Annotated in this window: 10 protein-coding genes; 2 read left to right on the forward strand and 8 right to left on the reverse strand. The window is 60.0% G+C overall.

All coding sequences use genetic code 11. The features are described 5' to 3' along the window. The first annotated feature begins 347 nt into the window (after positions 1-347). Both AAEZ10_RS08485 and AAEZ10_RS08490 read left to right on the forward strand, forming a co-directional pair. Positions 348-701: a putative quinol monooxygenase gene (locus AAEZ10_RS08485; RefSeq protein WP_122746747.1), complete on the forward strand. Its 354-nt coding sequence runs from the start codon at positions 348-350 to the stop codon at positions 699-701. Between the two features lie 43 nt (positions 702-744). Then, on the forward strand, positions 745-987 hold the full coding sequence (locus AAEZ10_RS08490) for a hypothetical protein (RefSeq protein ID WP_041479831.1): 243 nt from the start codon (positions 745-747) through the stop codon (positions 985-987). On the opposite strand, the gene AAEZ10_RS08495 is transcribed toward AAEZ10_RS08490, so the two are convergent. The 8 genes from AAEZ10_RS08495 to AAEZ10_RS08530 all read right to left on the reverse strand — a co-directional run bounded on the left by AAEZ10_RS08495 (position 988) and on the right by AAEZ10_RS08530 (position 18,210). After that, complete coding sequence (locus AAEZ10_RS08495; RefSeq protein WP_073471923.1) at positions 988-1,617, reverse strand: flavin reductase family protein; 630 nt, start codon at positions 1,615-1,617, stop codon at positions 988-990. A 135-nt stretch (positions 1,618-1,752) separates the two neighbouring features. Then, positions 1,753-3,072: an MFS transporter gene (locus AAEZ10_RS08500; RefSeq protein ID WP_024014128.1), complete on the reverse strand. Its 1,320-nt coding sequence runs from the start codon at positions 3,070-3,072 to the stop codon at positions 1,753-1,755. Between the two features lie 319 nt (positions 3,073-3,391). Next, complete coding sequence (gene mifR / locus AAEZ10_RS08505; RefSeq protein ID WP_350568768.1) at positions 3,392-4,723, reverse strand: two-component system response regulator MifR; 1,332 nt, start codon at positions 4,721-4,723, stop codon at positions 3,392-3,394. After that, a complete protein-coding gene (locus AAEZ10_RS08510) occupies positions 4,723-6,483 on the reverse strand; it encodes a sensor histidine kinase (protein WP_125917718.1) in 1,761 nt (586 codons plus the stop codon). The genes mifR and AAEZ10_RS08510 overlap by 1 nt, the downstream gene beginning before the upstream one ends. An 84-nt stretch (positions 6,484-6,567) precedes the next feature. Then, entirely contained in the window at positions 6,568-9,228 is a 2,661-nt protein-coding gene (locus AAEZ10_RS08515; RefSeq protein WP_350568770.1) for an RHS repeat domain-containing protein, read from the reverse strand. A 54-nt stretch (positions 9,229-9,282) separates the two neighbouring features. After that, positions 9,283-12,009, reverse strand: coding sequence for an RHS repeat-associated core domain-containing protein (locus tag AAEZ10_RS08520; RefSeq protein WP_350568772.1), 2,727 nt, complete (start codon positions 12,007-12,009; stop codon positions 9,283-9,285). Further along, positions 12,006-16,487, reverse strand: a complete 4,482-nt coding sequence (locus tag AAEZ10_RS08525; protein ID WP_350568774.1) for a SpvB/TcaC N-terminal domain-containing protein — start codon at positions 16,485-16,487, stop codon at positions 12,006-12,008. Before AAEZ10_RS08525 ends, AAEZ10_RS08520 begins: the two co-directional genes overlap by 4 nt. A gap of 199 nt (positions 16,488-16,686) precedes the next feature. Next, the gene (locus AAEZ10_RS08530; RefSeq protein WP_007916251.1) at positions 16,687-18,210 is read right to left on the reverse strand and encodes a fumarate hydratase; all 1,524 of its coding nucleotides are present in this window, start codon (positions 18,208-18,210) and stop codon (positions 16,687-16,689) included. Positions 18,211-18,420: the final 210 nt, after the last annotated feature.

Raw genomic sequence — 18,420 nt, forward strand, 5'->3', positions numbered from 1 at the left:
GTGCAAGCAGCAGCGGTAGACACATTCTGCCAAATGCTTGCCTGATTCTGCCCGCAGGTGCGCGCAGGTCTCCCGCCAGTCGATTCCGTAGGAGCTGCCGAAGGCTGCGATCGTTGATCTTCAAGGCAAAAGCCAAAGATCGCAGCCTTCGGCAGCTACTACACAAAACGCGTATGACAGACGTGTTGCGCGGGTTTACAGGTTGTTACAGGTCGTCTGCGCAGTCTCGCAGGATTGTGCAACGCGAAGGCAGGAATCGACTAACGGCGCAGCCGGCCCGGCCCTTAATCTTTGCTTCAGTCGCAGCCCGTCCCCCGGCTGCCACGCGATTTCATGGAGGGTTGATCATGTCCAAGCAAATGCCTGTCAGTCATATGGCCTTCGTTCGTGCCCAGGCCGGGCGTTCGGCGGAACTCGGCGTGCGCCTGAGCGCGTTGATCGAGGTCTCGCGCGCGGCGCCCGGCTGCCTGAGTTTTTCCCTGCAACACTCGCAGTGCGACGCCGACCTGTGGCTGGTCAGCGGCTACTGGAGCAGCCAACAGATGATGACGACGTATTTCAACAGTCCGTCAATGGAAGTCTTCGCCGAGCTGGTGCAGGACCTGGTGGTCAACAGCCTCGACTTCCACACCTTCAGGGACGTTTCCGCCGCGCAGGCCCTCGGTCAATGCGCCGCGCCGATACACAAACTTGCCGGTTGAGGGTTTAATGTCCGGCTTATTTGATTGAGCCAGGATCCGCGACATGGCACGTAAAGAGTTTGAGCGCTTCGAAGCAGTCTCCGCAGTCGTCCCCGTCGAGCTGGGCGGCAACAAGGGTTATTACGCGGCGATCGCGGTAAAGGCCCTGGTCGATGGCGGCGCCCCACGCTTTCACAAGTTGCTCAATGAGCAAGTGTTCCCCGGCGCCATTGCTGCCGATGACGCAGCCATCAACGAGCTGGACAAGCTCAAGGGCGTCACTGACGACGCCGAGCTGATCTGGTAATTACTTCTGTGCGCCCGGGCGCCACATTTTGAACAGCGCCTCAGGCCCCAGCTGGAAATAATCCGCCGGCCCGCCGCCGCGCAAAATCGGTTGTGCGGCGGCGGTGTCGTAGATGCCATCCTTCAGCAGCCATTTGGCGATGTGCACCGCGACCACCTCGCCGAGGATCAGCCAGCTCGGCACGGTTTCGCCATCGGCGCGTTGCAGCTGGATGATCTGCGTGACCTTGCACTCGAAGGACACTGGACTCTCGGCGACCCGTGGCACCGAAATCACCTTTGACGCCACGGTGGTCAGCCCTGCCAGTTCAAACTCATTGACCTCAGGCGCGACCATCGCGCAGCTCTGGTTCATCTGCTCGGCCAACGGGCGCGTGGCGAGGTTCCAGACGAACTCCCCGGTCTGCTCGATGTTCTTCAGACTGTCTTTGCGCCCGACACTGGAAAAACCAATGATCGGCGGCACGTAGTTGAAGGCGTTGAAGAAACTGTATGGCGCGAGATTGAGCCGGCCTTCGGCATCCTGGGAGGAAATCCAGCCGATGGGGCGCGGGCCGACGATGGCGTTGAACGGATCGTGAGGCAGGCCGTGGCCGTTGGCGGGTTCGTAGAAATGGATGTCATCGGGCATGGGGAGCGGATTCCTGAGCTGCATTCGGATGCAGTCATAGTGCAAGGACCCGGCGCATATTTCCAGCCAGACGCGAGACCCCGTAGGATTCGTGGCAGGACACAGATTTTGTGGCCTGCCAGCGAAGTAGCCCTTTCAATCAGTGACGATCCGCGAATGCTTCTGGGTGTCTTTCATGGTGATGTACACCAGCAGCGACACGGCAATGCACGCCGTGACGTACCAGTAGTAACCGGTTTCCATGCCGATGCTCTTGAACCACAGCGCGATGTATTCGGCAGTGCCGCCGAAGATCGACACGGTCAACGCGTACGGCAGGCCAACGCCCAGGGCGCGGATTTCGGTCGGGAACAATTCGGCTTTGACCACCGCATTGATCGAGGTGTAGCCGCTGACGATGATCAACGCCGCCATGATCAGGAAGAACGCGCCCCACCATGTCTGGATGGTGTGCAGGGTCATCAGGATCGGCACGGTGAAAATCGTACCGAGCACGCCGAACGCGATCAGGATCGGACGCCGGCCGATCTTGTCCGACAGGCCACCGATGATCGGTTGCAGACACATGAACAGGAACAGCGTGGCGGCGGAAATGGTGGTCGAGTCGGAGATGCTCATGCCGACCGTGTTCACCAGGTATTTCTGCATGTAGGTGGTGTAGGTGTAGAACGCCAGGGTGCCGCCCATGGTCAGGCCGACCACGGTCAACAGCTCTTTTGGGTGGCGCATCAAGGTGCGCATCGCGCTTTCCTTGGACTTCTCTTTCTTGGTGAACGATTCGGTTTCTTCCATGCCGCGACGCAGGTACAGCGCCACGACCGCACACAGCGCACCGATGGCGAACGGGATACGCCAGCCCCACGCGTAGAGCTGTTCGGTGGTCAGCATGTTTTGCAGCACGATCAACACGCCGAGGGCGATGAGCTGGCCGGAGATCAGGGTCACGTACTGGAAGCTGGAGAAGAAGCCGCGACGTTCCTTGGTCGCCATCTCGGACAGATAAGTCGCCGAGGTGCCGTACTCGCCGCCGACCGACAGGCCTTGCAGCAGGCGGGCGAACACCAAGAGGATCGGCGCGCCGATGCCGATGGTTTCATAGTTCGGGCTCAGGGCGATCAGCAGCGAGCCGAAGCACATCAGGTACACCGAGGCCATCAGCGCTTTCTTGCGCCCGACCTTGTCGGCGTACATGCCCATCAGCCAGCCACCTATCGGACGCATCAGGAAGCCCACGGCGAAGATCGCAGCGGTGTTCATCAGTTGCGCGGTGGTGGAGCCGGCGGGGAAGAAGGTTTTCGCGAAGTACAGGGAGAAGGCGGCGTACACATACCAGTCGTACCACTCGACCATGTTGCCGACAGAGCCGCTGAAGATCGATTTGATCCGGCTGGCGGTGGTTCTCGGTTTGGCCGGCACGGCAGCCGACCCAAGGGGCAGGGCGTTGGAGTTATCCATTGAAGGATCCTTCGTTTAATTGTTTTTGTGGAGCGCGTCGGAACGCAGCCTGCCAGGGCTATAGCAGGAGGTGTGCCAAGGGGTGAGGGGCCGGTTTAGAGGGGGTGGCGGGAAAGGATGAGCGGAAATCCGCTTATGGCTGGATTGTGGTGAGCGGAAAATTGCTCATTAGGTTGATCGGCCATTGTTGCCTGTGCTGGCTCCTTCGCGGGCAAGCCCGCTCCCACAGGGTTTTGTGCTGAACCCTGAATTTGTGACCTCCACCGACCATTGTGGGAGCGGGCTTGCCCGCGAAGAGGCCCGATCAAACAATGAAAAGTCAGCTGCCTTGAACAAATATCTCCCGACTCAACCCATGCCGCTGCATCTTTTCATTGAACGTGCGGCGCGGCAGTTGCAGTTCTTCGAGCACGGCTTTGACATCACCTTTGTGCCGGGTCAACGCCGCGCGCAGACATTGCGCTTCGAACGCTTCCTGCTGCGCCGCCAGCGATTGCCCCGGATCGATTCCGGCGACCGGTTCATCGAGCCCCAATACCTGACGCTCGGCGACGTTGGCCAGTTCGCGCACATTGCCCGGCCAGTCATGGCTGAGCAGGTGACTGAGCTGCGCACCGGTCAACGGCGGAAAGGTCCGGCCCAGACGCTGAGCGGCATTCTGCGCGAAGGTCTCGAACAGCAACGGAATGTCTTCGCGGCGATCGCGCAGCGGCGGCAAGCGCAGTTCTGCAACGTTGAGGCGATACGCCAGGTCCTCACGAAAACGCCCGGCGCGGGCTTCATCGAGCAGATCCGGTTTGGTCGCCGCGACAATGCGCAAATCAACGCGAATGCTCTGGTTCGAACCCAGCCGTTCAAGCTTTTGCTCCTGCAAGACCCGCAGCAATTTCACCTGCTGGGCCAGCGGCATGCTCTCGATCTCGTCGAGAAACAGCGTGCCGCCATCGGCATATTCCAGCTTGCCGATACGTTTGCCCGAGGCGCCGGTAAACGCGCCGCTCTCATGGCCGAACAGCTCGGCCTCGAACAGTTGCTCCGGGATCGCCGCGCAATTGAGCGCTACAAAGGGCTTACCGGCGCGCGGGCCGAAATCATGCAGGCAACGCGCGACCAGTTCCTTGCCGCTGCCGGTTTCGCCCCGGATCAGCACGTTGACCGGCAACGTCGCCAGATCCAGCACCTGCCGACGCAATGTCTGCAAGCCGCGGGACACGCCGAGCAGCGTCGCATCGAGCTTTGCGCGGTTGTCGGCCAGTTCGTGCAGGGCGCGGTTTTCCAGGACCAGGCGGCGTTTGTCCAGCGCCCGGCGCAGGCTGCCGAGCAGGGTTTCCGGGCTGAACGGTTTTTCCAGAAAGTCGTAGGCGCCATCGCGCATCGCCTCGACCGCCATCGGCACGTCGCCATGGCCGGTGAGCAGAATCACCGGCAGATCGCTGTCGCGCTGTTGCACTTCGGCGAGCAATTGCAAGCCGTCCATGCCGGGCATGCGCACGTCGCTGAGGATCACCCCGGCAAAATGTTCCGGGAGCGCGGCGAGGCATTCTTCGGCACGGCTGAACAATTGCACCTGAAACCCCGACAGGCTCAGCCACTGTTCAACGGCGTCGCGAATGCTGCTTTCGTCGTCGACCACCATCACCGAATTGAGCATCAGATGTGTGCCTCCAGATCGATTGGCAGGGTCAGGCTGAACACCGCGCCGTGGTCGCCATTCTCGACGCTCAGGCGCCCGCCGGATTCATGCACGATGGCGAAGGATACTGCCAGCCCCAGGCCGAGACCATCACCCACCGGTTTGGTGGTAAAGAAGGGATCGAACACCTGGCCCAGGTGTTCCTCGGCAATGCCGCCGCCGTTGTCGCTGACGCTGAGCCGCCACAATTGCTCATCGGCCTCCAGACGGATTTCCAGGCGCTTGCAGGCTTTACCCTGCATCGCATCCAGCGCGTTGCGCAGCAGGTTGATCAGCACCTGTTCCAGACGAATCGCATCACCGCGCACCCACGCCGGACGGGTCAGATGCAACACCAGGCTGACTTGTTCGTCACGCAGCCGCGCATCGAGCAGTTGCAGCGACTGATCGACCACCGTCGCCAGATCCAGACGTTCGCGCAAACCGCTCGGACTCTTGCGGGCGAAGGTCTTGAGGTGGCCGGTGAGGGCAGCCATGCGCGTGAGCATGTCGTCCACCGGTTTCAGCGCCTTGTAGGCGTCATCGACGCGGCCATGTTCGAGCAGCAGGCGCAGGGTGGCCAGCTGCATGCGCTGGGCGGTCAGCGGTTGATTGATTTCGTGGGCCAGCGCGGCGGACATCTGCCCCAGCGCGGCGAGTTTGGCCGACTGCACCAAACCTTCCTGCGCGGTGCGCAAGTCGCGGGTGCGCTCCTCGACCAAACGCTCAAGCTCTTCACGATTGCGCTGACGGACCTTGGCCAGCCGCCAGCGCTGATTGAGAAACAGCAACAAGAACACCAGCGCCAGCCACACACCGGCGGCGGCCAGCGCAGCGTTGCGCAAGTCCTCGAAGGCCACTTGCGGGCGGCGCAGCAGATGCAGGGTCCAGCCTTCGGTCGTCAGCGGCAGCGATTCCCACAAATAATCCGCCGTGCCTTGTGGACCTTCGACCCGGCGCAGATCGCTGTTGTCATCGAAGCGCCGTAGCGGCAAATGGGTCAGCGGCAGCAGCGATTGCTTGTCGTACTGACGCGTGGTTTTGATCTCAGCCAGATCATCGGCGCTCAACGGCCGCAAGGCGCGATAACGCCAGCCCGGCTGATTGGCGATAAAGATGATCCCGCGTGCATCGCTGACCAGCAGCGTGTCGCTGCCCTGGCTCCATTCACGTTCCAGTTCGGGAAATTCCAGCTTGACCACCATCGCGCCGAGAAACTCGTCGTTGTCGCCAAGTACGGCGCTGGAAAGGAAATAGCCGGGAATGCCGCTGGTCACGCCCACTGCGTAAAAACGCCCGGTGCCTTGGGTGCGGGTCTGGCTGAAGTAGGGACGGAAGCCGTAATTGTGGCCAACGTAACTGCTGGGCAAGCGCCAGTTGCTGGCGGCCACGGCCAGGCCTGTACGATCCAGCAGTTCAAGGGTCGAGGACTGCGCCGCACCGTTGATCTTTTCCAGCTTCACATTCAATGCCGCTTGCTGCGCAGCATCGACCGGTCCGGCCAGGGCCGAACGCAATTGCGGGTCCAGCGCCAGCACGGCGGGCAGGGCGCGATAGCGGTCGATCAGGGTGTGCAAGGAGTTGGCGTACAACCCCAGTTGCTGATTGGCGCGGGCCGCGTCTTCTTCCAGCGCCTGACGCTCGGCGTGGCGCATGGCGAGCGTCGCGGCAATGACCGTGCCGGCAATGATCAGCAGGGAATACAACGACAGACGCAGGGTACGGGAAGTCGGCAGCATGCTGGATCAAAGGTCGGCAGGACGGGCGGGCACGATAGCATGGGCCGAGATGGCCGGGCGCGCTGTTCGCGCCGGCCGTGTCTGCTAAACAGCTGTCTCCTGTACCTGACGTCGATGCACAAGATTCAACCTCGGCTTCGGCACCGGTCTTGCCTGAGGTTCGGCAGCGAGCGAGCGCTCCAGTTGCTGCAGGCGTTCAGTCACGCCTTGCGCCTCGCTCGGCGCTTCGATGATTGCCTGTGCGGTTTGCATGACCTTGTCGATGGCTTCGAACGGGTCTACACCATTCCTGGACAGCTTCATGACCTGACGCTGTTTTTCTGCATCCAGTGCGTCCAGTTGGGCATAGAACATCTGCTGGATGTGCTCGGAGTAGCTGTTGAGGTTATCCGTGAAGGTCTTGATGCTGTCGATAAGCGCAGCACCTCCATCAAGAAGAGCCCCCGCACCGTCGACGGCTTTTGCAGCGCCGTCGCCCAGCGTTTTCAGCCCGTCCTTGAGCTCTTGGGTGTGCAGTGTTTGCGCTGCTTTCAAACCTTTCTTGAAGAAGTGATAGCGTAATACCGGGAACACAATTGCCCCCGCGATTGCCCCTGCGCCGGAACCGATGGCGTTGCCGATTCCGGGTACCACGGTGCCGATGACACTGCCGATGGCGATGCCTTTGCCGATACCGTAAAAGACCGATTTGATGCCGGCCCGGGAGGTGATGAATTTGCCGAACGTCAAGCTTTTGCGCACCTCCTCGATGTTCTGGCCTTCAGCAATCAGGCCATCGAACTCGGTGGTCAGGTTGTGCAATTGCTCCGCCGCAGTTTGCGCTTGATCAAAGATACCCACCGCTTTTCTGATCAGGTCAAACACCACTTTGAAGGCACCGGTCTGGTCGACATGGACGATCGGGTTGTTACCGACGAATCCATACAGGTTCAAACCGTCCACATCCCCCGCCGGATCAGCACTGAGCCAGCGCTGCAACCACGGCGCGTAATAGCGGGCGCCGTAGTAGTACAAACCGCTGACATCCATTTCCTTGCCGGAATATCGGATGAAGCGGTATTCGATTTCCGATTCCGGCGCCATCCACGCGGTTTCGCCGAACGGGTAATAGCCTTCTGCGCTGGTGACCACGGCGCCTTCATTGAGCTCCATCACGCAAGAGCCGAGGTGGTCTTCGAGGGTGTAACGCATCTGGTCGTCTATCGGCGCTGAACGTTGCGCCCAATGCAGGCAGCGCGCGTTACCGAGGCTGATGATGTGCAGCTCCTCGCCGTTGTCCTTGCTGCGAATTTCCAGCCCCGGCAGGTAGCGCACCTGGTGGAAGTGGCGGACCTTGTCGGTAAACCATTCATGACATTTGAGGACCCGCTGGCCGGCGCTGTACTGGTAATACTCGGCATCGTTATCGCCGTCCTGACGGATAACCAGATCCACGCGCTCCAGCTCATCACGCCTGTTCCAGTGCATTGACGGACCGTGGCGCAGCTTGCGTTGATTGCCGTGCGGGTCGAACCAGCTGCCGAAGTCCGGCGGCTCGTCGCCTGTTTGCCAGCGCACCCCGCGATTGCTTTTGTCGTCGATGCGCATCGTGCGGGTGCGACTGTTGCCGTCGCGCTGATGACGCAGTTCGATCAGGTTGCCGCCATCGTCGTAGCTATACGTCTGGGTGTAATTGAGGCGGTTTTTCTCGTCGGGCGGTCGCGGCAGGCCAGGAATGTCCGGGGGCAGCGCGTCGTCATGACCGGTCGCGCGGATCAGGCGGTACAGGGAGTCGTAGTCGAATTCACGGTGGCCGTCGACCCGTTGATTGGCGAACCAGGTTGGCTCGAAGGCGTGGTCTTCGATGCGGATGATATTGCCGGCGCGATCGTAGAAATATTGCAGATCCTGCAATCTGGAGTGAGCGGTTTTCTGACTGGTGCGCGTATGCAGGCGTCCGTCGGCCGGGTCATACGTCCACTGACTCAGGACACCGTTACCGGCCAGTTGCGAGGTGATCTGATTGTTGGCGTTGTACCGCGCATCCAGCAAGACCTGCGTGACTTTCGTCTCGACTTGCAGCTCCATTTGCCTGAGTTGCCCGGCAAGACCATAGCGCGATGCTCTGCGATGGCCGCCGGCATCGGTTTGCTCCAGCACCGTGCCCAGCGGGCTGAACACCTGATGGCTGGTGAAAGCCTGTGTGTCCTGGAAAGTTCGGGTTTCCTGCATCGGCTGGCCGGCGAGGGAATAGCTGGATATCGCCAGAACACCAGACGCATCGGTTTGCTTGATCAACCGTCCGCGCAGGTTGTGGTTGGTGGTGTCGGCGCCACCGGCGTAGAGGAAAGTTTCGACCTCTTCCTCTTCCTCCTCATCCTTTCTGGTGACCTGGAGTCTGACGACACGCAGCTGGTCGTCAAAGGTCGATCGCCAGGCATGGCCGCGCTCGTCCCAACGTTGCCGAGGCTCACCGGCCAGTCCCGGCAGTACCAAACGCCAGCCGGCATCGACGCTGTCGATTTTCAACACGATGCCGTTGAGCGAGTAGTGAGTAGTGAGGTTGGGTGCAGATAAGCGCGGATCCCGTTTTTCTAGCAGGCGCCCGGCAGGGTTGTGAGTCTGGCAGGTGATCAGGGGCTTGATTTCTCCATGCGTCGTTGCACACAGATAGGCAATATGCCTGACGACCAAAGCCCGGGGATCCTTGACCTGCACGCTTGGCGTATGGATATGCGTTGATCTATTCAAGGGCCAGGTGCTCATGATTTATCCAGGCGCAGAACCACGGTAAAACTGCCTGAAGGCAAGCGAACTTGTTTACGCCGTCTTTTGACCGTTGTATTGGCGATATCTGCCAATCAACTCGATACCGCGCCTTGCTTCAGCCATGCGCAAGGAAATTTCTTTCTTGATCCGATCCCGGCTGATTGAGCTGGAGTTCTGGGTTCCGACGCTACCTGTTGCAAGATCCAGCGCATAACCGAATGAGCCCACCAGACCTTGGTCATAAAATTCGTTGACTCCGATTTCGCTGAAAGCCGCATTGATGTCGCTTTGGTCCTGTTCAAGCAGGTCGATAATCAAACCCAACGCTGCCTCGAGATCATCAATTTCGATATCCCTTAAACCAGCCAGCGCTGTGGCTGTGTCCTTTCCAGAGTAAGCAATGGCCATCATGTCACTTGCAGCGGGTATCTGCGCAAACTTGCTGAGCGTTTTCTCGGCCACTGTTTCGATCAGCTTGTTTGCTCCCTCGGAAGTCCGAGGATCATATGATCTGGCTATTTTTTTTGCGTATCTCAGAGGGGTTAAAATGCCTGTTGTGGCGTTGCTGTGAATGCTCTCGGGATTCAGTTTTTTGGCATTGGGCAGGACGGGAGTGGAAACAGTTGTAATTTCGCCGAGTTTGTCGATTGCCGCGCCGGAGATTTTTGAGGCGACGATCCCTCCGATAAATGTCCCGACTCCGGGCAATATCAGCGTCCCAAGTGCTTCGCCGCCTTTCCCTGCTGTCGTGGTGGCAACTCCCTTGCCAATGTTGAAGCCTGTGTTTATGGCCATGCGTTTGGAAATGTCCGTAGCGCTGAACAGTCCGTTCAATTGCCGATTGTACGTTTGCAGCTCATTGCCCAGGTTATCCAGGACTTTTGCGTAGGTCGCGATGTCCTGCCTGACGTCAGACGGTAAGTCTTTTTTGTTACCGTCGTTATCTATGAACAGAATCGGGTTGTTACTGACAAAACCATACAGATTCAACCCATCCACATCCCCCGCCGGGTCCGCACTGACCCAACGCTGCAACCACGGCGCGTAATAACGGGCGCCGTAGTAGTACAAACCGCTGACATCCATTTCCTTGCCGGAATATCGGATGAAGCGGTATTCGATTTCCGATTCCGGCGCCATCCACGCGGTTTCGCCGAACGGGTAATAGCCTTCTGCGCTGGTGACCACAGCGCCTTCATTGAGCTCCATCACGCAAGAGCCGAGGTGGTCTTCGAGGGTGTAACGCATCTGGTCGTCTATCGGCGCTGAACGTTGCGCCCAATGCAGGCAGCGCGCGTTACCGAGGCTGATGATGTGCAGCTCCTCGCCGTTGTCCTTGCTGCGAATTTCCAGCCCCGGCAGGTAGCGCACCTGGTGGAAGTGGCGGACCTTGTCGGTAAACCATTCATGACATTTGAGGACCCGCTGGCCGGCGCTGTACTGGTAATACTCGGCATCGTTATCGCCGTCCTGACGGATAACCAGATCCACGCGCTCCAGCTCATCACGCCTGCTCCATTGCAATGACGGACCGTGGCGCAGCTTGCGTTGATTGCCGTGCGGGTCGAACCAGGTACCGAAGTCCGGCGGCTCGTCGCCCGTTTCCCAGCGCACCCCGCGATTGCTTTTCTGGTCGATGTACATCGTGCGGGTACGACTGTTGCCGTCGCGCTGATGACGCAATTCGGTCAGATTGCCGCCATCGTCGTAGCTATACGTCTGGGTGTAATTGAGGCGGTTTTTCTCGTCGGGCGGTCGCGGCAGGCCGGGAATGTCCGGGGGCAGCGCGTCGTCATGACCGGTCGCGCGGACCAACCGGTACAGGGAGTCGTAGCTGAATTCGCGGTGGCCGTCGACCCGTTGATTGGCGAACCAGACGGGCTCGAAGGCGTGGTCTTCGATGCGGATGATATTGCCGGCGCGATCGTAGAAATATTGCAGATCCTGCAATCTGGAGTGAGCGGTTTTCTGACTGGTGCGCGTATGCAGGCGTCCATCGGCCGGGTCATACGTCCACTGACTCAGGACGCCGTTACCGGCCAGTTGCGAGGTGAGCTGATTGTTGGCGTTGTACTGCGCATCCAGCAAGACCTGCGTGACTTTCGTCTCGACTTGCAGTTCTATTTGCCTGAGTTGCCCGGCGAGACCGTAGCGCGATGCTCTGCGATGGCCGCCGGCATCGGTTTGCTCCAGCACCGTGCCCAGCGGGCTGAACACCTGATGGCTGGTGAAAGCCTGTGTGTCCTGGAAAGTTCGGGTTTCCTGCATCGGCTGGCCGGCGAGGGAATAGCTGGATATCGCCAGAACACCAGACGCATCGGTTTGCTTGATCAACCGGCCGCGCAGGTTGGAGTCTGCTTCGGCAGAGCCTGGGGCGTACGTGAAGGTATCGAGCTGATTTTCGCCGTTTCCCGAAACTTCGAGCTGCACCACGCGCAATTGCTCGTCAAAGGTCGACTGCCAGACGTGCCCGCGCTCATCCCAACGGTGTCCGGGCTCCCCGGCCCTGCCCGGCAGCAGCAGGCGCCAGCCGCTATCCTGGCTGTTGGTAAACACGGCGATATCGTTCAGCGCAAACACGCTGGTTGTGTTTGCTGTCGGCAGGCGTGGATCCTGTTGCGCGACCAGACGCCCGGCGACATCGTGGCGCTGGCGGGTCACGAGAGCTTTCGGCGTGTCACCCGCCACGGTACGCAAATAAGCGACCTGACGGACTGGCAGGCCACGTCCGTCGCTGGCTGTCAGCGAAGGCGTGCGCCAATGTGTGGAGGCGGTCATGAGCCTGACCCACGCGTAGACATCACCTCTTCAGCGGTGTCGTTGAAGTCTTCGCTGGCGTGATACCAGGGATGATAAGTCTCACGGGAAAAGTCGCCCTTGGCGTTGATCAGCTTGATCGGACGCCCCGTTGCGTCATAGAACAGCTGATCGAACAACCCGAGTTGGCGCAGCGATTGATCATTGACGTAGCGGTGGGTATTGGCGAAAAACGGCCGGTATTGGCGCTGCGGCAGACCTTTGTTGTTGTATTCGACGCGTTCACTGATGCGCCAGCGTGTCTGCGTCGGTTGCTCACCTTCTTCGATGAGCAACTCACCATCCTCACCCACCACATAAGCCAGCCCCGGATCGACCTTCTGCTGGGTTTGCAGGACCCGACCAAAGCCGTCGACGCAGGTTTTGACGATCTGGATCTGCGCCTTTATGGCGTCGTACGGATAGCGGTCGGCGCTGAGCACTACGGTGTGAACCGGTTCTCGGTAAGCCAGTTCAATGGCCATGAGCAATTGCCGGTCTTCAGTCGTCAGGCCGGGATTTCGCGCAAGCCGGCGACGTGCGCTGGCGCGGATCTGCCCGCCGGGCAACAGGTCACTTTGCTTGATCGCGCGGCTTTGAAGTGTGGAGGCGGGTATCAGACCCATCCAGCTGAAAAGGTTTTTGTGCAGAGTGCTCGCTGCGTGTCCTATGGTATCTTCCGGAAACTCAATGGCGTATTCCGGACTGGGATCCGGCAAGGTCCAGTCATCGGTCAGCTTGTCGAATCCGGCAGGTTTGCCGTTCTCGGTACCGTGAAAGCTGATGATCAGTGGCTGACCGGAAGGCTCGTAGATGACTTCTTCAGTGTTGTCATTGGCGTCGGTGATTCGCTTGGGTTTCAGGGCGTGATAATCGAACTCCGCGACCTGAACGGCACAACCGTCGGGCAATTCCATGCGCATGACCGTCAGATAGTGTTGATCGTATTCGGCTTTGGTCACGCCATGGCTTGGCGTTTCATTGAAATCGAGCACGTTGTAGAACGCTTGCAAGTCGCCGTACCGGGCCAGATTGAACCGCGACGACCAGAGGTTTGATTCCTCGCTGGGCGGTGCTTCGAACAGCAGCGCCATGGGTGAGTAACCAATTGCCGCGAGGGCCTCGCGGATATTCAGGTCCGGCACAATGCTGTAAGCGTCCAGCGCGGTTTTATCCAGCAGGGCAAGCTCCAGAGAGTGCGACAGCGCTTCGAATCCGGCGACGCCGTCATCCAGTTCAATACCCTCTACGTCCACATAACGCTGTATGGATTGCGAAGTCAGTACCCTTTCCATGGCCCATTCTTGCGTATCCTGCAGCTCTCTCAGTGATTCGAAAGACACCCGTGCCGGGTTCAACTCGCCGGGGAGCGTGCCTTTGGCCAATTTCAGCGCATCGCCCCGTTCCAGATACGGCAAGCCCAATCGCCATTGCTGTGGCTCTGGCAGATTGATCAGACGTGCACGGGTTTCACTGATGTAAAAGTATTGCTGCGCCTCGTCGTGAGCGTCGGACCACCATTGATTCAGATGGTCTTCGGTGAAGGGGGGCGGGCTCTGGGCGGTCAACCTGCGCGCATAGCTCACCGTAAGTGCGTGGGTCGCGGCGCCATAAGCGTTCCAGCGCAGGGTGACATCGTGGCGGCACAGCGGGTCGTTGATAAAACCGTCGTACTGATAGCTGATGGCTTCGACCTGAAGGGGCAGCAGAACGGCTGCGGCATATGGCCCCTGCGGCCGCACCTCGCGAACCAGATAGCGCTTCTCTTCTACCGAGTACAGTGCGGCTGCACCGGGCGCCTGCGCATCGGCGCGGTAGGGGAAAATTTCTGTTCGAGCGACCGAGCCAACCAGTGCCTGCGCAATCCGATAGCGACTGTCGGAGCCCTCCGGGGTGACGGGCTCATCGATTTCACCTTTGGGGTGGTAACGACTGAACAGGGTTTCGCCCAACGGGCAGGCGTCCACATCCGCGCTGAAATAATCGTCGCGGGAGCGATTGATTTCCTGACCGTTGTGAAACCAGGTGCATGTTTGCACCGGCTCGCTGAAGCCAGGCTCTGAAGGATCGGTTCCAACCTCGCAGTCAAGTTGCTGCAAGTAGCCGAACCCGCGAAATTCCCTCTCCCTGCCGTCGTAGAACCCTTCGCGCCAAGTGAACGACTGGGTCAACCGGTTGCCGGTGATCTCGTCGTGCTGCTCCTGTTTTTTCACCACGGCCAGCGGAAATGGCAGGTGACATACCGGTGCACGCTCAAGTGCCAGCAGCCGCTCCTTTTCATCCAGCCATTCCTGAGCCGAGCTGCGATAAGTCACGCTGCTGGAACAGCCCATGTTGTTGTTACTGTTGACCAGCAGGTAGGGCTTGGCTGCAACAAAATCGTAACGCCAATGCCGCGGCTGGATATGCGGCACCGTCAGAATCAGGCTGGCGCAACCGAGGCCTTGCAGGTCGGCGAAACTGACCTGGCACAAACGGTCATAGCGCACGTCTTCGGGCCACGGCACGCTGACGGGAATCTGCTCCAGGCCGTTGCCGCCCCGGTTCAGGTAAATGTCGAACCCTTCGGATCGCAGATAGATCAGCGCGGGCGCGCCGGAGCCATCGAGATCGGCCAGACGTACTCGCGAGGCGTCGAATTCTTCATGGGTGAAGGGCAGGGCGCTGATCTTGCGACCTTGTCCGAATTTGCCATGACCAAGATTCGGCCAGCAGCGGACCTCGTCATGGCGGATGCGGCACAGCTCGGGCATGTCGCTGCCGAGCAGGTTGCCCAGAAGCACCAGTTCGGTTCGCGAGTTGCTGAACACCGGCAGACGGTCGTCTGCGTATTCATGGGGGATTTCCTGTGCGGCGGCGAAGCCTTTTTCGCGCAGGCTGGCATAGAGGCGCACGCGGTCGGGGCTGATGCTGGCCGCTGACATCAGCCCGTCCCCGCTGAAATCCCCCATGGTCAAAGTCAGATCCTGGTGTTCCCGGGGAAACGTGTCGAACGCGCTGAACAATTCGAATTGCCGCTGCGCATTCAGCGCATGAAACCCGCAGTAACCCAACCGGGCGATGATCAGGTCCAGGCGGCCGTCGCCGGTCAGATCAAGCAGTTGCGCCACGGCGCGGTTGCGATCTGCCACCGGGATCTTGTCCAGCAGAGCCCATGGGCCGTAACCGATCAGTTCGGTACCAGGCGCCGCGCGCAGCGGTTCACGGTAATACCAGGCGTTGTTGTAGCGGCAGAGAAAGCCCGGCACGCCCTCGCCATACAGATCGACGCATTGATAGAACCCGCCGTCTTCGATGCCCGGTTGAGTCTCGTTTTCCAACAGGCGTGCGGGTGTCTGATTGATCTCGAAGGGCGAGTATTCGAACTCTAGCGGCGGTGAGTGCTCGACATTGCCTTGCGCATCGAAGGCCTGATAGTGCGCCGCGCTGATCTGGCTGTAGGCCCACTGCGCAGGGTTCTGGATCGGTCGATATTCCAGCAGCAGGCGACGTGCAAGTTTTGCCTCTGTCGCCAGGCCCCCGGGGAAGTGATGAAACATCAACACTTGCTGGCAGAGCCTGCGGGTGCTCAGCTCAAAACCCTGGCCATAGGTGGAAAACGAATCCGGTCGCAGCCGCCAGCGGTTCACTTCTTCGTAGCTCGGGGTCTCCGTCAGCGAACTGCTGCGTTCGCCGTAATCGAACACCAGTTGAAAATGCCATGGCAGATCCGTCGGCCGGTCAGTGTCCCAGCTGTAAAGGCGATCGCTCGCCGTGGCATTGCCGTAACACACCCGGCGCAGATAGCGCTGGGCGCGGTAGTCGTGAATCGGGTCTGGCTCGTCAGGCTGATCGTCGGCCTTGTACTCGTAGCAGATGTGTTCTCCATGGGCGTTCATGCTTTCACACAGCAGCCAGCTACTGATGCGCGATTCGTCGTCGGGGTCGGCACGGCGTGCGGCGCTGGTTTTGCCGTAGACATGCAACGTACCGTCGGCGCCGTGGATCAGCCAGAAAGGGGCTCCACCGTCAGCCGGATGCCAGCATTCGCGCAGGGAAAAATCACTTTCGATCCGCGCCCGGTAGATCACGACGTTGTGCTCAGGAATGGGGCGATCCCTGTAGCTGTGCTCCGTGCGCGACTTCAGGTTTCCGGCATCATCGAGCTCCGGCATCCATACCTCGCCGTCATGCCCGATGATTTCATCGTGCTCGGTATAACGTGGAACACCTTTATTGGTGCGGCGGCTGATCTGGCTCAGGCCCAGGTTGCAACCGAGGCCAAACGGGCTGTTACCGCTCTGGCTGTTGATTGACAGGGATATTTGCGGATCGTAACCACGACCGCTCGATAGCGGAATCGGCAATTCGCATCCAGCCGAGGCGGTGGGACCGACGGCGCTCCAGCTCTTGCCGATGGTGGCGATCGATGAGCTCTTGGCGATGGAGGGAGCTGTGATGCTGAGGTCTTGATCGGCCATGGTCGAGTCCATTCGCGCTACATAGGGCGTATGGATAGACGCTAACAGGAGTGGGCCGCTAATGGACCTGTCAGATCTGACAGGTGCGCAAGATCATTTTCTGTGCTTGGGACATTCTGTTATCGCGATTGGTTTGAACAAGCAAATACGGCCGGGGCATCTTTGCGGATGCGCCGGCCGTCTTCATGACGCCAGAGGCTTACTGCACTTCTACCGCCAGGCTTTCGCTGATCTTCTGTTGCCAGATCGCCGGGCCAGTGATGTGTACCGACTCACCTTTGCTGTCCACCGCTACGGTGACCGGCATGTCCTTGACCTCGAACTCGTAGATCGCTTCCATGCCCAGCTCGGCAAATGCCAGCACCTTGGACTTCTTGATCGCTTGCGCAACCAGGTAAGCGGCGCCGCCGACAGCCATCAGGTACACGGCCTTGTTGTCCTTGATCGCTTCGATCGCAGTCGGGCCGCGCTCGGATTTGCCGATCATGCCCAGCAGGCCGGTCTGCTCGAGGATCTGGCGGGTGAACTTGTCCATCCGCGTTGCGGTGGTCGGGCCGGCCGGGCCAACCACTTCGTCACCGACCGGATCAACCGGGCCGACGTAATAAATGAAGCGACCTTTCAGATCCACCGGCAGGGTTTCGCCCTTGTTGAGCATCTCGACCATGCGCTTGTGCGCGGCGTCGCGACCGGTGAGCATCTTGCCGTTGAGCAGCACGGTTTCGCCCGGCTTCCAGCTCTGCACGTCTTCCGGGGTCAGGGTGTCGAGGTTGACGCGACGGGCCGACGGGCCGGCTTCCCAGACGATTTCCGGGTAGGCGTCCAGCGGTGGCGCTTCCAGCGAGGCTGGACCGGAACCGTCGAGCACGAAGTGCGCGTGACGAGTGGCGGCACAGTTCGGGATCATGCACACCGGCAAGGATGCGGCGTGGGTCGGGTAATCCATGATCTTCACGTCGAGCACGGTGGTCAGGCCACCGAGGCCCTGGGCGCCGATGCCCAACTGGTTGACCTTCTCGAACAGTTCCAGACGCATTTCTTCGATGCGGTTCTGCGGACCACGGGCCTTCAGCTCGTGGATGTCGATGGATTCCATCAACACTTCCTTGGCCATCACTGCGGCCTTCTCGGCGGTGCCGCCGATGCCGATACCCAGCATGCCCGGTGGGCACCAGCCGGCGCCCATGGTCGGCACGGTCTTCAATACCCAGTCGACGATCGAGTCGGACGGGTTGAGCATTGCCATTTTCGACTTGTTCTCGGAACCGCCGCCCTTGGCCGCCACGTCCACTTCCACGGTGTTACCCGGGACGATGGAGTAGTGAATTACGGCCGGGGTGTTGTCCTTGGTGTTCTTGCGAGCGCCTGCAGGGTCGGCAAGGATCGATGCCCGCAGGACGTTTTCCGGCAGGTTGTAAGCGCGACGCACGCCTTCGTTGATCATGTCGTCCAGGCCCATGGTGGCGCCATCCCAGCGCACGTCCATGCCGACACGGACGAACACGGTGACGATACCGGTGTCCTGGCAGATCGGGCGATGGCCGGTGGCGCACATGCGCGAGTTGATCAGGATCTGCGCCATCGAATCACGGGCCGCTGGCGATTCTTCGCGCAGGTAGGCTTCGTGCATCGCCTGGATGAAATCCACGGGGTGGTAATAGGAAATGAACTGCAGGGCGTCGGCAACGCTCTGAATCAGGTCATCTTGCTTGATCACGGTCATGAGTCGCGCTCCTCTGAAAACGGTGGGGAAGCTACAGGCTTCTAGCTTCGAGCGGCAAGTTAAAGCATTACGCGGACAGCTTGAGCTTGCCGCTTGAGGCTTGCGGCTTATGGCTGTCCCTTTGTGGCGCGACGCTAAAAAGGCGCGGCAGTATACCGCGCCTCGGTGGTGGGGGCACATTGGCTTTTGGTCGGATGACCCTGTGGCGAG

Source organism: Pseudomonas sp. H26/SER47-MNA-CIBAN-0231, from assembly GCF_040310465.1.
Taxonomy (GTDB): domain Bacteria; phylum Pseudomonadota; class Gammaproteobacteria; order Pseudomonadales; family Pseudomonadaceae; genus Aquipseudomonas; species Aquipseudomonas atacamensis.

Bases quoted from the DNA above. Each gene is read 5' to 3' on its own strand.
- AAEZ10_RS08515 (WP_350568770.1), bottom strand. From the start codon at position 9,228: ATGAGCACCTGGCCCTTGAATAGATCAACGCATATCCATACGCCAAGC.
- AAEZ10_RS08500 (WP_024014128.1), bottom strand. From the start codon at position 3,072: ATGGATAACTCCAACGCCCTGCCCCTTGGGTCGGCTGCCGTGCCGGCC.
- AAEZ10_RS08485 (WP_122746747.1), top strand. From the start codon at position 348: ATGTCCAAGCAAATGCCTGTCAGTCATATGGCCTTCGTTCGTGCCCAG.
- mifR (WP_350568768.1), bottom strand. From the start codon at position 4,723: ATGCTCAATTCGGTGATGGTGGTCGACGACGAAAGCAGCATTCGCGAC.
- AAEZ10_RS08520 (WP_350568772.1), bottom strand. From the start codon at position 12,009: ATGACCGCCTCCACACATTGGCGCACGCCTTCGCTGACAGCCAGCGAC.
- AAEZ10_RS08490 (WP_041479831.1), top strand. From the start codon at position 745: ATGGCACGTAAAGAGTTTGAGCGCTTCGAAGCAGTCTCCGCAGTCGTC.
- AAEZ10_RS08525 (WP_350568774.1), bottom strand. From the start codon at position 16,487: ATGGCCGATCAAGACCTCAGCATCACAGCTCCCTCCATCGCCAAGAGC.
- AAEZ10_RS08530 (WP_007916251.1), bottom strand. From the start codon at position 18,210: ATGACCGTGATCAAGCAAGATGACCTGATTCAGAGCGTTGCCGACGCC.
- AAEZ10_RS08510 (WP_125917718.1), bottom strand. From the start codon at position 6,483: ATGCTGCCGACTTCCCGTACCCTGCGTCTGTCGTTGTATTCCCTGCTG.
- AAEZ10_RS08495 (WP_073471923.1), bottom strand. From the start codon at position 1,617: ATGCCCGATGACATCCATTTCTACGAACCCGCCAACGGCCACGGCCTG.